Origin of the sequence: Lysinibacillus sp. NPDC097214, assembly GCF_050277945.1 — a bacterium.
In the GTDB taxonomy this organism is placed as follows: Bacteria; Bacillota; Bacilli; order Bacillales_A; family Planococcaceae; genus Lysinibacillus; species Lysinibacillus xylanilyticus_B.
In genome coordinates this window covers 62228-75343 of sequence record NZ_JBNNSS010000010.1, presented here as the reverse complement: position 1 = coordinate 75343, position 13116 = coordinate 62228, and the positions used below count along the sequence as shown (strand labels likewise).

16 protein-coding genes are annotated in these 13116 nt (G+C 35.5%); 9 read left to right on the top strand and 7 right to left on the bottom strand.

From position 1 onward, the window contains the following. Positions 1-301: 301 nt before the first annotated feature. Entirely contained in the window at positions 302-745 is a 444-nt protein-coding gene (locus ACQKMI_RS19910) for an SACOL1771 family peroxiredoxin (RefSeq protein WP_427491731.1), read from the bottom strand. Between the two features lie 603 nt (positions 746-1348). Here ACQKMI_RS19910 and ACQKMI_RS19905 point away from each other — a divergent pair. Further along, positions 1349-2038 (top strand): NUMOD4 domain-containing protein, encoded by a 690-nt coding sequence (locus ACQKMI_RS19905; protein WP_427491729.1) that lies wholly within the window; start codon positions 1349-1351, stop codon positions 2036-2038. Positions 2039-2158: 120 nt separating this feature from the next. On the opposite strand, the gene ACQKMI_RS19900 is transcribed toward ACQKMI_RS19905, so the two are convergent. Further along, a complete protein-coding gene (locus tag ACQKMI_RS19900) occupies positions 2159-3847 on the bottom strand; it encodes an FAD-binding protein (RefSeq protein ID WP_427491727.1) in 1689 nt (562 codons plus the stop codon). 262 nt (positions 3848-4109) lie between these two features. On the opposite strand from ACQKMI_RS19900, the gene ACQKMI_RS19895 reads away from it, so the two are divergent. Then, a complete protein-coding gene (locus ACQKMI_RS19895) occupies positions 4110-4796 on the top strand; it encodes a ZIP family metal transporter (RefSeq protein ID WP_427491874.1) in 687 nt (228 codons plus the stop codon). A gap of 40 nt (positions 4797-4836) precedes the next feature. Here the strand turns inward: ACQKMI_RS19895 and ACQKMI_RS19890 are convergent, their stop codons facing one another. Beyond that, the gene (locus tag ACQKMI_RS19890; RefSeq protein ID WP_427491725.1) at positions 4837-5859 is read right to left on the bottom strand and encodes an S-layer homology domain-containing protein; all 1023 of its coding nucleotides are present in this window, start codon (positions 5857-5859) and stop codon (positions 4837-4839) included. A gap of 575 nt (positions 5860-6434) precedes the next feature. Between ACQKMI_RS19890 and ACQKMI_RS19885 the strand changes: the two genes are divergently transcribed. After that, positions 6435-7334, top strand: coding sequence for a 3-hydroxyacyl-CoA dehydrogenase (locus ACQKMI_RS19885; RefSeq protein WP_427491723.1), 900 nt, complete (start codon positions 6435-6437; stop codon positions 7332-7334). A 228-nt stretch (positions 7335-7562) separates the two neighbouring features. Here ACQKMI_RS19885 and ACQKMI_RS19880 read toward each other — a convergent pair whose 3' ends face one another. Then, positions 7563-7763 (bottom strand): hypothetical protein, encoded by a 201-nt coding sequence (locus ACQKMI_RS19880; protein ID WP_323648244.1) that lies wholly within the window; start codon positions 7761-7763, stop codon positions 7563-7565. Positions 7764-7766: 3 nt separating this feature from the next. Further along, the gene (locus tag ACQKMI_RS19875; protein ID WP_427491721.1) at positions 7767-8351 is read right to left on the bottom strand and encodes a sigma-70 family RNA polymerase sigma factor; all 585 of its coding nucleotides are present in this window, start codon (positions 8349-8351) and stop codon (positions 7767-7769) included. 280 nt (positions 8352-8631) lie between these two features. On the opposite strand from ACQKMI_RS19875, the gene ACQKMI_RS19870 reads away from it, so the two are divergent. Together ACQKMI_RS19870 and ACQKMI_RS19865 are read left to right on the top strand one after the other, a co-directional pair. Further along, a complete protein-coding gene (locus ACQKMI_RS19870) occupies positions 8632-8805 on the top strand; it encodes a YvrJ family protein (RefSeq protein ID WP_427491719.1) in 174 nt (57 codons plus the stop codon). Positions 8806-9617: 812 nt separating this feature from the next. After that, positions 9618-9824, top strand: coding sequence for a hypothetical protein (locus ACQKMI_RS19865; RefSeq protein ID WP_427491717.1), 207 nt, complete (start codon positions 9618-9620; stop codon positions 9822-9824). 132 nt (positions 9825-9956) lie between these two features. On the opposite strand, the gene ACQKMI_RS19860 is transcribed toward ACQKMI_RS19865, so the two are convergent. Next, a complete protein-coding gene (locus tag ACQKMI_RS19860; protein ID WP_427491715.1) occupies positions 9957-10454 on the bottom strand; it encodes an N-acetyltransferase family protein in 498 nt (165 codons plus the stop codon). A gap of 222 nt (positions 10455-10676) precedes the next feature. Here ACQKMI_RS19860 and ACQKMI_RS19855 point away from each other — a divergent pair, with 222 nt between their 5' ends. From ACQKMI_RS19855 to ACQKMI_RS19840, 4 genes are all read left to right on the top strand, one after another. Then, positions 10677-10859: a hypothetical protein gene (locus tag ACQKMI_RS19855; protein WP_427491713.1), complete on the top strand. Its 183-nt coding sequence runs from the start codon at positions 10677-10679 to the stop codon at positions 10857-10859. Positions 10860-10955: 96 nt separating this feature from the next. Next, positions 10956-11534, top strand: coding sequence for a DinB family protein (locus tag ACQKMI_RS19850; RefSeq protein ID WP_427491711.1), 579 nt, complete (start codon positions 10956-10958; stop codon positions 11532-11534). Further along, on the top strand, positions 11531-11956 hold the full coding sequence (locus ACQKMI_RS19845) for a PhoU family transcriptional regulator (RefSeq protein ID WP_427491709.1): 426 nt from the start codon (positions 11531-11533) through the stop codon (positions 11954-11956). The genes ACQKMI_RS19850 and ACQKMI_RS19845 overlap by 4 nt, the downstream gene beginning before the upstream one ends. Positions 11957-12008: 52 nt before the next feature. After that, on the top strand, positions 12009-12344 hold the full coding sequence (locus ACQKMI_RS19840) for a CHY zinc finger protein (RefSeq protein WP_427491707.1): 336 nt from the start codon (positions 12009-12011) through the stop codon (positions 12342-12344). A 140-nt stretch (positions 12345-12484) separates the two neighbouring features. On the opposite strand, the gene ACQKMI_RS19835 is transcribed toward ACQKMI_RS19840, so the two are convergent. After that, positions 12485-13087: a cupin domain-containing protein gene (locus ACQKMI_RS19835; protein WP_427491705.1), complete on the bottom strand. Its 603-nt coding sequence runs from the start codon at positions 13085-13087 to the stop codon at positions 12485-12487. Positions 13088-13116 lie beyond the last annotated feature (29 nt).

Here is a 13116-nt window from a genome sequence, read left to right as displayed (position 1 = left end):
TCACAATAAAATAAAAAAGAGGCTTATTGTCATAACGTGGGTTGATTTCCGTTCCGACTGGGCGCTTTCCTGGGGGCGTCCGATGAGCCGCTTCGCTTCGCTGCAGGGTCTCATCTGTGACGCTAATCCCCGAGGAGTCACCCAGTCTCCACTCCAATCAACTTACTATATGTGCATACATTTCAACAAATTTCGTCCCTAACTTTTGGGAGTGCGTCAAAAAAGGAGTTTTTTCAAAATTATTTTAAAAAAACTCCTAACCATAATTATATATTCAGCCATGAATGGAGGTGTTCAAATGTTACCCTTGTATAATTTGCACATCACATGCAATTTGAACATTTCCTTTTAATGCCTTACTAATCATACATGTTTGTTCTGCCTTTTCAGCTAATCGATTAATTCTCTTTTGTTCCCGCTCAGTTACATTTTGTACAACAATTTTTGGCTTATGAACGATTCTCTCATAAGTAAAAACACCATTCGTAACATCCACAAAACCTTCAGCTTGCATAGACAAATCCAATACAGCAATCTTCGAATTTTCAAGTAACGTAGCCAGTGTAATTAAATAGCACGTCGCTGCCGCTCCAAGTAGCATTTCATCAGGATTTGTCCCAATCCCTGGTCCATTCATTTCTCGAGGAATAGAAATTTCCGTATTGAGATTGTCCGCAATAATAGTACCTGTCCCATTTCTCCCCTCCGACCATTTTAAATTCATATTAAATAAATGTTGAACCATAATAAAACCCTCCTTTTGGTTATGTAGTACGGATTAGAGCGGTTACTCTGGGGACCTGAGCAGTTCTTCGCTCCAACCGATCACTTTTCGGGGGTACCCGAGCAGTTCCACACTCTCGAATTAGTTTTCTTGATTACCCGACCAATTCTATTACCTACCGAATCAGTTTGCAAGGTTACCTGAGCGATTCAACGTACATCTCAATTACTCTCTATGAAAGCTTTTATATTTTCCAGTCTCATCACCAAAGATCGGATAATATTTATGATATCTATAGTAAGTTGATTGGAGCGGAGGCTGGGCGACTCCTCGGGGAACAGCAATAGAGGAACGACTTTGATAACGCCTTCGTGACCAACATCCTTTTGGCCCAAGCGGCTCATCGGACGCCCCCAGGAAGCTTTGCTCTGTGCGAAAGCGAAGCGGCAGCGACAAAGCGCCCATCCGAAACGGAAATCAACCCCACATTATGGTATAAACGCTTTTCTTCCCTCAGTTATAAAAATTATCAATGCATGAATGAAACATCAAATATTTAAGAAAAACAGGAAAGCTGATTTTATGGTAGAATAGAAAAAACGATTCTTTTAGGAGATTTAAAAAATGATTTTAACAAAGCAACAAGCAATACAAGCACTTAAAAAGAACAAATTTATCGGTTTTACTACTAAAACAGGAAATATTATTATGAAAAAAATGAATAAAACCGATTATAATATTTTCGTATTTGAAGAAGGAAAAGATAAACCATTGCGTTATGTAGGCTCTATTATGAACATAATGGCTACAATGAGCGACAAAGCTTCTAACAAGGATTTTGTCATTATGGAACAGCTTGCACCTCAAAATAAAGAAGAGGCTACGACTGTGGAGAAAGAGGAAGTTAAAGAAGTAGCTACGCCTGTAGAAAAAGAAGAAGTTAAAGAAGCTACTAAGCCTGTAGAGAAAAATGAAGTCAAAGAAGCAAAAAAAGAAAAGAAAGAACAAGTAGAAAAAACTGCTGAGATTAATGAAGAAAGACGTGCCATTTCAGGTTACGAGGGCTTATATGAAGTTACAGCGAGCGGTCGAATCATTAATGTGCGCGTAAATCGTCCATTAGCTCGATGCAACGATGAATATGGTTTCCATATTGTTCGATTAACAAAAGAAGGTACTGCTTCAAGTCACAATGTATTTGAACTTTGGAAACAGGCCTATCCTGAACTTGAACAAACTAATTTTAAAGGTGCTCTAAAAGCAAAATATGGTACAGGCTGCAAGCTATCTGATAAACCAGGAATACACTTTTAATCATCATAAACCCCTAGCGTCGTTGCATTGACGCTGGGGATTTTTTTAGGTAAGAGTGATCCTTGCTTAGATGTTCAATCATCTTCACCTTTTGATTGAAAGTATCGATTTTATGACTCTTTATACCTTTAGCAAGGTTAACTCTTCCTTATTAGCTGCATTTGCCATATGCGTTGTTGCAATATAGCTAAATGTCATACCTGGTCCTAATGTTGCACCCGGTCCTGGATATGTCTCTCCCATTATAGAGGCTGAGCAATTCCCCGATGCATATAACCCTTCAATTGCCGTACCGTCTGCCTTTACAACGCGTGCATGCTCATCCACCACTAAGCCACCCTTAGTCCCAATATCTCCTGGATATAAAGCGAGTGCATAATATGGGGCAGTAGTAAGCTCTGCTAGGTTCGGATTCTTCAAAGTAGGATCTCCATAATAATTATCATAAGCACTATCTCCTCGATGGAAATCTTCATCTCTACCATGACGAGCAAAGGTATTGAAGCGCTCTACAGTTTCCACTAAATTCTCCACTGGAACATTCATTTGCCCTGCAAGCTCTTCGATTGTTTGTGCACTTTTCACTATGCCGTTATCAAACCAACTTTTTGGGAAAGCTTGTCCTGGGAATAATCCTGTGAAAATATAACGGCTCTTTGCTGTTGCATCGATGACGATCCAAGAAGGTATAGCATGGTTTGTTTTTTGATGGTGACTATGCATATTGTCTACAAATTCATGATACGGTGCCGCTTCATTCAAATATCGTTTCCCAACACCATCCACAACCATCATATTAGGAACACCGCGGTCCGCAACAAGGAAGAAAGGTTGTCCTTGCGGATCAATAACGGAAGGGGCTCCCCATACTTTATCCATTAAATCTAGTGTCGCTCCTACTTTCACGCTTGGCTCGATAATATCCCCCGTTTGTCCCTCTGGTGTAGAAGTCCATTTTACGTTTGTTGGTGCCGGCAAATATTTTTCACGATATGCTTGATTATGAGAAAAACCACCTGAAGAAAGGACTACCCCACGCTTCGCCTCGATACGCATTTCCTGCCCATCTCGTTCAACTACGAGACCAGTCACTCGATTGTTTTCAACGATAAAATCTTTAAATGCAGTCGAAATCCACAGTTCTCCATTCGCTTCTGCAAGTGATATTCGTAAACGAGCAATTAGCGCTTCCCCTAATGCAACAGGCAGACTTCCTGTAACTTTCGATTTCACTAATCGCATGCCTAATTTTAATGCAGTTGTTTTCCCTTTTGTCGTGCGTCTAATCATATTTACCTTATGAAATTCAGAGCTATTCATCGTAAAGCCTTTAGTGGACAATGTAGAACGACGCATCGTATCTGCCAATGACCCCATTTTCTTCAAATCAAAAATAAGTGGCTCAATCGACCGTCCTTGAGGGAAGCCACCTGGTTTTTCAGGATAATAATCTGAATAACCTTTCGCATATTGGAAACGTATATGCCGAGTATGATTATTTAAAAACCTTAACATTTCTGGTCCTCGTTTAATATAAGCTTCCTTTAAAGCCTCTGGTACACGATCACCAATAGTCGAATCTAAGTATAAACGCGCTAGTTTATGTGTATCAGGAACACCCTCACCCTTAATCACATGATTATTTGGAATCCATAGTGCCCCACCAGACAAGGCAGATGCCCCACCATAACGCTCTGTCTTTTCAATGACTAATGATTTCATGCCCTGTAGTTTTGCTGTCAAACCTGCTGTTAAACCCGCTGCGCCTGAACCTACTACTACCACATCATAACTCGCATCCCATTTCATACTTCCATTCCTCACCTTCATTAGTAGTTACTAAATCAATGAATCTGGTATAACTATTAAAAAGTATAGAATTTAAATAATATTCAGTCAATTTAATCTAACCATACCGCAGATTTCGATAGTAATCCCCCTAAAAATAGATTTATCGATAAAGTAACCTCTAGCTAAAAGATTACGACTATCATATTCTTTGCTACTTAGCATATATTTTTAAAACGGCTTTAAGTATATATAGGGCGGAGGAATTTTGCAGTTGAGTGCCATGATACTTGGTGGATTTCTATTTTTTAGCGCTAGCATTGGAGGAGCTATAGCTTGGGTATTCTCTAGGCTATTTCAACATACAACTCATGGATTATCATTATTATGTGGTGGATTTTTAGTTGGCTTACTTGTAGTAGACGTCATTCCTTCTTCTTTTCAAATGTACAAATCAATCGGTCTTTTACTCGGAATTTTGATGGGCTATTTAATGTTTGAAATACTTAATAGTTTATTTCACACTTCCCATACACAAAATCCCTCTGTATCACTACTGGCAATCGCTATCATTATCCACACTATTCCGATGAGCCTTACTATCGGACAGTTACTAGGGAACTCCGCATTAAGTATTGCAATTACAGCTTCCATTATTCTACATCATCTACCAGAGGGCTTTGCACTTTCAACAGCATTACTATCACAAGGAGAAAGGCTATGGAGGCTCTTTATTTATTTTGTAGTATTTTCGATTTTCTTCAGTATTTTTATACAGATCGGCCAATATTGGCAATTATCTGATAAGGCACAAGGGGTACTAATGGGCATATCGATTGGTTTAATTGCAACTGCCAGTATTTCAGAATTTATTTTGCATCATATTCGATCAGTATCACGAAAATCCTTTATAGCATATATTTTATTAGGATATTTATTAAGTTACGTATTTCATATGCTAGTCGAATAAAAAAGCAATCCACCAGATAGTGTGGATTGCTTCTTTTTTATTACTCTTCGTCATCAAGTAACACTAATGTTAGTGTTAAAATTTTAGAGAACTCGGCACGTGTAAGATTACCTTTTGGATTAAATTGACCGTTCACTCCGTCAACCACACCTAATTGCTTTAATAATCCGATAGCTTCAACAGTTTCTTGACGCATTTTATTTTTGTCTGTAAATGGATTATTTTTGCTAACCTTACTTACATCATAATCCATTCCTACTAGATATCTTGCTGTTACAAATGCCATTTCCTCACGTGTAGCAGGTTTATTTGGCTCAAAATTAGCACCATCAAAAATATCAAGTAAGCCATACTCTTCTAAAATCGCTACTTCTTTTGCACCTGCGAAGTTTGCCAAATCCTTATATGAAGCAGGACCTTCATAATCTTCCTTCACATCTAATCCAGAAGCACGGAAAATCATAGCAGCTAATTGTCCGCGTGTTACTTTTCCGTTTGGATTAAATGTTGTAGCAGATGTACCATTAATAATGTCAAATTGATAAAGTACTTGGATATAGCTCTCAGCCCAGTGTCCTATAGAATCTGTGAAGTAACCCCCTGGTTTTAAATCAATAGTTTCATCTCGGAATATTTCTTTAATAAACTCATTTAATTCTTCCTTATCTAAAGGTATCCATTTTCCTTTAACCAAAACTTCTCCTTTAAATGAATTCCCAGATGGAGTAAATTTTACTTGCATAGCGTTACCGTACAACTCTTTAAATTCTTTTTGTTCTTGTGGAGTCATTTCAGGATCTATTGCCCACTTTGCTGTAATACTATTTTTTGTTGTTACAATACCACGATGATCAATAGCTAATTCGGAAATTAACAGTTGTTTATAAAGGTCCTGGTAAGTCAATGATTGCCATGGAATAACCACAGCAACTACCTGTTTTGGGTGGATAATGCTAGCAACCTCTACATTATCTCGTACAATTTCTTGTGCATTTGCTTGTAACCCAAAACCTCCTGTAAAACATGCAATACTAAGTGCGCCAGCTAAAACTGTCTTTTTCATTATTCTTGCCCCTTTCAATTCATAAATTCAGTGTACTAAAACAACCATTAGTAAATCTATAAAATTATGTAAGTTATTCAAAATTATAAGAAAGCCCTATGTTTCAGACCATAAAAATTTACTAAAACTGTATGTGAATTCAAAAAATAAATTAGGTAGTTTTTTCAATAAATCCAACGAAGTGTATCATTATCTCTCATTTTGAATAAGTATTCTATTATCCATATGGTTTATATCTTTATTTTTTTATGTGAAAAAAATAGCAACTCTATTCTTTTTTTAGTAGGTATAAAGTCGATTAGCGGACATCAGATGGCACTGTTCGAAATGCTTACTACAAATTCATTCATTTAGTTGAAATATCAAAAGTATATATGAATAAAAATGTCACACTCAGGTGGCTTTTTTTATTGTTATGCTTTCGGGAAAATAAACAATTTTTTATATCTCTATAATAAATGAGGCTATCATTTGATTTACCAATACCGAAAGAAGTAGTATGTAGTTGTAACAAGGGATGTATCACATATCCATATAATTATATTAGTGTAACAATTTCAAAGGAGGAATTTAAGATGGATTATCAAAATATTACGGTTGCAGGTAGCGGTGTTCTAGGTAGTCAAATTGCTTATCAATCAGCTTTTAAAGGATTTAATGTAACGGTATACGATATTAATGACGAGGCATTAAAAAATGCACAAGATCGTATCACAAAATTAAAACCGTTATACCAACAAGATTTAGGCGCGACTCAAGAAGAAGTGGATGCTGCCTATGCTCGTTTATCGTTTAAAAGTGATTTATCGGAAGCAGTTGCAAATGCTGATCTTGTCATTGAGGCGATTCCTGAAGTTGTTAAAATTAAAACAGAATTTTACACAAATCTTGGTAAAGCTGCCCCTGCTAAAACAATTTTTGCAACAAACTCATCGACTTTATTACCAAGCCAATTTGCAGAAGCAACTGGTCGCCCAGAGAAATTTTTAGCGCTTCACTTTGCAAATACGATTTGGAAAAACAACACAGCCGAAATTATGAAACACCCAGGCACTGATATGAACGTATTCGATGAAGTCGTAGAATTTGCACGTGCAATCGGCATGGTTCCACTACCATTATATAAAGAACAACCAGGCTATATTTTGAACTCATTACTAGTTCCATTTTTAGATGCTGCTGAATCACTATTAGTAAAAGAAGTAGCAGACCCAGAAACAATCGACAAAACATGGATGATCGCAACAGGTGCACCACTAGGTCCATTCGCCATTCTTGACATTGTCGGTATTAATACTGCTTTCAACATTGTAGAAGCGAAAGCCGCTGCTACTAGTGATGAAAACTTGAATAAATTAGCCAACCTCTTAAAAACAGAGTATATCGAAAAAGGTAAACTAGGCCGCGCAACAGGCGAAGGCTTTTATAAATATCCAAACCCAAACTTCGCAAAGCCTGATTTCCTAAAAGGCTAATCCATTAATATAACGATGTACATAGTATCTTTGCTATGTGCATCGTTTTTTATTTCAAGGTGTTGGAATTTAAGTTGCCATTCGAAGTGATTGGGTTGACTGTGAATGTGATCGGGGGCTACTCGATCTGATCGGCTTGGCCGTGAATGTGATCAGCTTGCCCTTCGACCTGATCGGCTTAGCTGAAAAAGTACTCTGGTGGATACTCTAGACACCAGAGTATAAAGCTCACGAGAAAAAATCCCAAAAACTAGGTGCATCCTGAAACTCTACTGTTGCAAGCTTTTCTATAATTTTTAATTTAATTTCTTGTTCCAAATCTTCCCTTTCCTGATAGTCTGTATTGTGTAAGCATTGATTAATTTTCGGTATGAAATCCTCTATAATCGTTAGAGCCTCTTCGTTGTATCGATTTACTAAAATCGCCATAAATTATTCCTCCTTTTTGCTGAGTGTATGTTTGAGTTTATTTAAAGCCTTCCTATGAAGATTTGATATATTTTGTGGAGTAGTTTGTAATGTTTGAGCTATTTCTTTTATGGAAAGCTCTTTGACATAAATCATCTCTAATATTTGAAGCTGTTTAACCGTTAGTTTTCGCAAAGACTTTAATAGCTGTTCATCTTCAATATTGTCCAATAATCCTTCACCAACTAAATGATCAAGTTCCTTTCCAATGCTTGCATCTTCTATTAGCTCTTTCGCGGTCGTGCTCCCTTCTTCTGATAAGCCCTTATCTAATATTAATAAAGTACGATCTTGCAGCCTTCTCCTTTTTTTATCAAAATCTAAACTAAAGAAATAAATTAAATTACTGACGTATTTGATCTTCCTAACATTTATATAGTGAGATTGGAAAGATTCATCGACAAGTTTCTTATTACGTTCAGTTGGATATAAGATCGCCTTTTGCACCAAATAAAGATTGTTGAAATCCGACAAAAAGCTTTTTATGATTGGATTGTTAACCTGCTCATTATTTCTATAGAAGAATTCCTCTATTTTTTGATTCTCCATTTATTTATCCCTCCAATATATCCGCCTTCTTTCTATATAAAGTGAATGTTGTATCTATATTATAAACCAAAACAAGAACAAATGTTCTTGTTTATATAAAAAAAGAACACCTTTTCATACAAAAAAAGTGCATCACAAAATAATATTTTTTAACCATAAGGTTGTTTTTTATTTAGGAAGAATTCTCTTTATATCTTACAATTTAAATTTTGATGAGATGGCCAACGGAATTGAACCACGGTTCGAAACAGGGCATCATCTAAGGAGGGGGATTTACATTATGACACCAGAAAATGTTTCAATGTGGATAAGCTTAATAGGAAATTTCGGGTTCCCAATTGCCATAACAGTCTATCTGTTCATTCGCTTTGAAAAGAAAATAGATAAATTAGAAGCTGTCATCATGGGGTTATCTGAAGTTGTAAAATCTTTTCCTAACAAAAAAGGAAGATGATCCATCTAGAAATAGAATAATTCATGGTTTAAATTCTGTAATGCGAGCGAAATTCAATCACTTTTCGCGCAAATGATTCAAGCTAGCGAAATAATTAACACAAGTGAACACCCATCCAATATTTTAGGTTATAGACGACTTAATTTTATATGATGGATGTATGAATACTAGTAAGTAATTTAAGCATCCTTAAATCCAAACGTTCCCATTAAAAATGCTAGTAGAAACATTATATGTATGGATGGTCATAAGATTTTAACGGATAAGGAATATTCCATTACCCATTTCCATCTTTCATCCATTTATTGTATGATTGTATGAACAGGAGGGAAATCTATGATAGCCTACAAGAGAATTGCTGTACTATATTTTCTTATTATGTTCCTTAGCATTTTTATTGCTACACAGATGAACAGTATATTAACTGGTGTGTTGGTTCTTGCTTTATTGTATTGGTTGCTTATTGGCCTTCCTTATTTATTACAAAAAAAGGTGAAATTTTTCGAGATATGTTGGAGTTGGTTAACAAGAGGTGAAAGAATAGGCCCTAAAAACTGAAGAGATTTATCTATCGAGTTTACTGAATATTATAACTAATAATACGTATCCTGTACTCCCCCGAAAATGTTAAACCTTTCCTAACATTTTCGGGGTATTTTTTTGCTAGATGAAACTATTATCGATGGCTATCATTTAACAGATGATGATAAAGGTAGTCCTGCCATTTACAAAGACATTTATAAATAAATTCTTTATCAGATTTTTATTTCATGCATACTATACATCAATAAGAGGATCGATTGGAGGCAATTATGATTAGCAACAATAAAATTGCATCGACCAATATCGTGCTGTCAATTTTACTTCTTCTAGGTATTACCTATCATTATTTTTACAATCAATCACCCATTCAAATTGAACGCTTAGGTCATTTAGGGTTATGGCTTGCATTCCTTTTAACGATAATTAATATAGTACTGAGTCTAAAGCTACTGAAAAATAAAACAGGCAAACACTAGCAGCTACGTCACTTTTATGATTACTGTGATTATTTTAATCATTGCCTTATTTTCACCATTTCATTGGGGCTCATCGTAAAGAATATAAAACTCCAAATAGCTCTTGGTAACAAAGCTATTGGAGTTTTTTCATTAAAGAAACAAAACCATATAATCCTCATCAAAATACTGCTGACCTATTTTTAATGCCTTCTTCTCCGTCCCAAAAACCTCAAACCCTAAAGAGGAATACAGTCTCTTCGCAGAAGCGTTCGTTGACACAACCGTTAGATTAAGCTGCTCAACACCCTCTAACTCCTTAGCCTTGTTAATTACTTCAACCATTAAATGCTTGCCAATGCCAAGTCCACGCTTTTCTGGAGAAACATAAACGGCAAAGATGCCTGCTTTATGCTTTAACTTAAGCATACTTTCCTGAACTAACGTCGCAACGCCCACTAATTCTTCTTGATCAAATACCCCTATCGTATAAGAACTCTGTGATTCTAATCTGCCGGCAATCAGCTCAATCGGAGAATCCTTTTCCTCCTCAAAGCTAGAACCAAATGCCTCGGGATTATTTTGCAATCCCTCTAATCGTAAATCCCGATAGGCCTTAGCATCTGTAGCTGTTAAACGTCTACTATTCATTCGTTCCCCTCCTACGATCCTTTTCATTTTTATTGACAATTATAAACAATGTTTCATGTACTTTCACCACAAAGTTCCCTAAAATGGGAATAACAGCATAAGGGTGAATCTAAAATCTGAAATCTAAACTTTGATTGAAATAAAGACTCAAGAAATCAAAAAGTAATTTAGGGATTTATCGTGCTTCATAGTTACAGTTTACAAAGAAGGGGTGGGGCCTTAATGAAATCTTTTGTATTTGTATTATTTATAGTGTTTTGCGTTACAGGTATTGGAACGATGTGGACAGGATTAACTTTCCCTTTTGACATCCAACATGAAAAATTAGCAAGCCTCTTTTGCCTTTTTATAGCAGGAATACTTTTAATTTACTACTATATTTTAAAATCAAAGGAAAGCAAATAACCATGTAGGATGTCTATTTATAGGCTGGAATCTAAAGAAATTAAGCATTTAATCTATACACACTGAAATAGGAGTATATAAAGGAGATTCTAAATGATGAAATCGAACAATATGGCACAACATTTTCATACATTGCAGGAGCAGCGAACTCACTACCTACCATGTATTCAGTCACTCTCACAGGAGCAACTCTGGCATCGTGAGAAAGAAGAAAAATGGTCTATCGGTGAACATTTCTATCACCTTTATCTAATCCTAAAAATGCTGAAAACAGCAACAAAATTTTCACTACTGCTCACCCCTTACGCAAAAATGCGAAGAAACAAACCATTCGCCACTGAAATACATGATATTTACGAGGAATATAAAAACAAAAAAGGAAGAGGCATGAGGGCTCCAGGAATATTAGTGCCCCCCTCTAAAATACGTTTTACGCTGAACAGTGATGAAATAGAACAATTACTAGTAAACGAAACGAGCGCAATGCAAGAATTAGTAAAAAATACTGAGGAGGATATTGCTGGGCATATTGTCTTTCCTGATCCCATCGCCCACTACCCTAATCTTATTCAATCGATCCAACTACTTGCCATCCACGAAAAGCATCATTTTAGAATGATCGAGGGGCAGTATAGAAGGCTAGTTTCGTCTAGTAAATTGGAGGTTTTGAAATGAAAAAACTATTAATATGTCTTAGTCTCTTACTTTTTCTTGTCGCTTGTTCAAATGAAGAAACTACTAATTCGAATAAAGAACCCTTCATCACAAAAGAATTTGTAGAGGAAACTGCGAAGGTTGGTTTATCGTACGATAAAGTTAGAGAAATATTTGGTAAAGAAACTCTTTCAGATGTCGTTGATCACACAGAAATATGGCTGTACGATTCAGCTAAACACAATGAATTAGAGTATAACCCAAGCTTAGAAGTTATAGCAGGTGAAATTAAGAGTGGCAAACTTGATTATCAGCTATACATAAACTTTATCGATAAAAAAGCCTTTATGTATTCCTATTTTTACAAAGGTGATGACGGTAAAGTGTGGCAATATGCTGTAACTCCTGATGCTGAGCCATTTAGTGGACCTGTTAGTAATTGATGTAAGTGAAAGAATTTTTGGTACTTGACCATTATGAAAAGAGGTTAGAAATATGATTATTCTAGGAAATGTTATTGATGATCAAGGAAGATGTACACACTACTCTAATAAGCAAGATACGATTTCAATAAAATTCAAATGTTGTGGCGCGTATTATCCTTGCTATAAATGTCACGAGGAAAATTCAAATCATAAAATTCAGCCATGGAAGCAAGCGGATTTTGATGAGAAGGCAATATTTTGTGGTGTCTGTAAGAAGGATTTAACGATTCATGAATATATGAATAGCACAAATTGTAAGCATTGTCATACTCTTTTTAATCAAAATTGCAGTAAGCATTTTCATATATACTTTGAGACGGATCATAATTCTACATGTACTTTTTAAATATATATGTATTCAACATGTCTAAATAAAGCGTTTAACACAGCCTTTGTAGAGTTAGTTTCTTCAAGGCTTAGAAATCCCATAGAAAAGCTGATAAGTCAGTTTTTCTGTGGGATTTTGTATATGTCTCTAGAATAAAATTAAAGTAAAGCATCCTTACAAGAAAATTTCAGGAATTTTTTTGGCTTATCCGTTTTCAACTCAACTTTTTCAGTTTCAAAAGTATACAATATACTCTCTTCTAAATCTAAAAAAGACTTAAAAACATCTTTTTCTTCAGACTCTTGATATATACCGTCAACTACAAGAGTCTTAAAACTGGAGAACGGGGACGCTATACTAATATCATCATCCAAACAATTATAAACTCTTTCGTTTAAAGGAATATATTTTATATCAAGACTGTTTTCTTCAGGATAAACGGTTAAATTATCTTCAGGTGTTGCAAAAACTAGAAAATATACACTAGAATCCGCTATATTTTTATATCCATGAATGAGATTAGTCCAGCCAACAGCCAAATTCCCTCTATCTAAATTAACAGTTGAATGTGTATCGATATAATATGTTAGTTCACCATTTAAAACATATGCACAATCCTCACCATAAGGATGAAAATGTGGTGGGATCTCATTACTTTCCTTCAATAAATTAAATTCAATAATTCTTATATTTTTATTCATACTTTCAACTAACTTATTTACTTTATGCTTGTTATCACTGTAAAGGTTATAAACTTTCATAATATATCCCCCATTTATACATTATATTT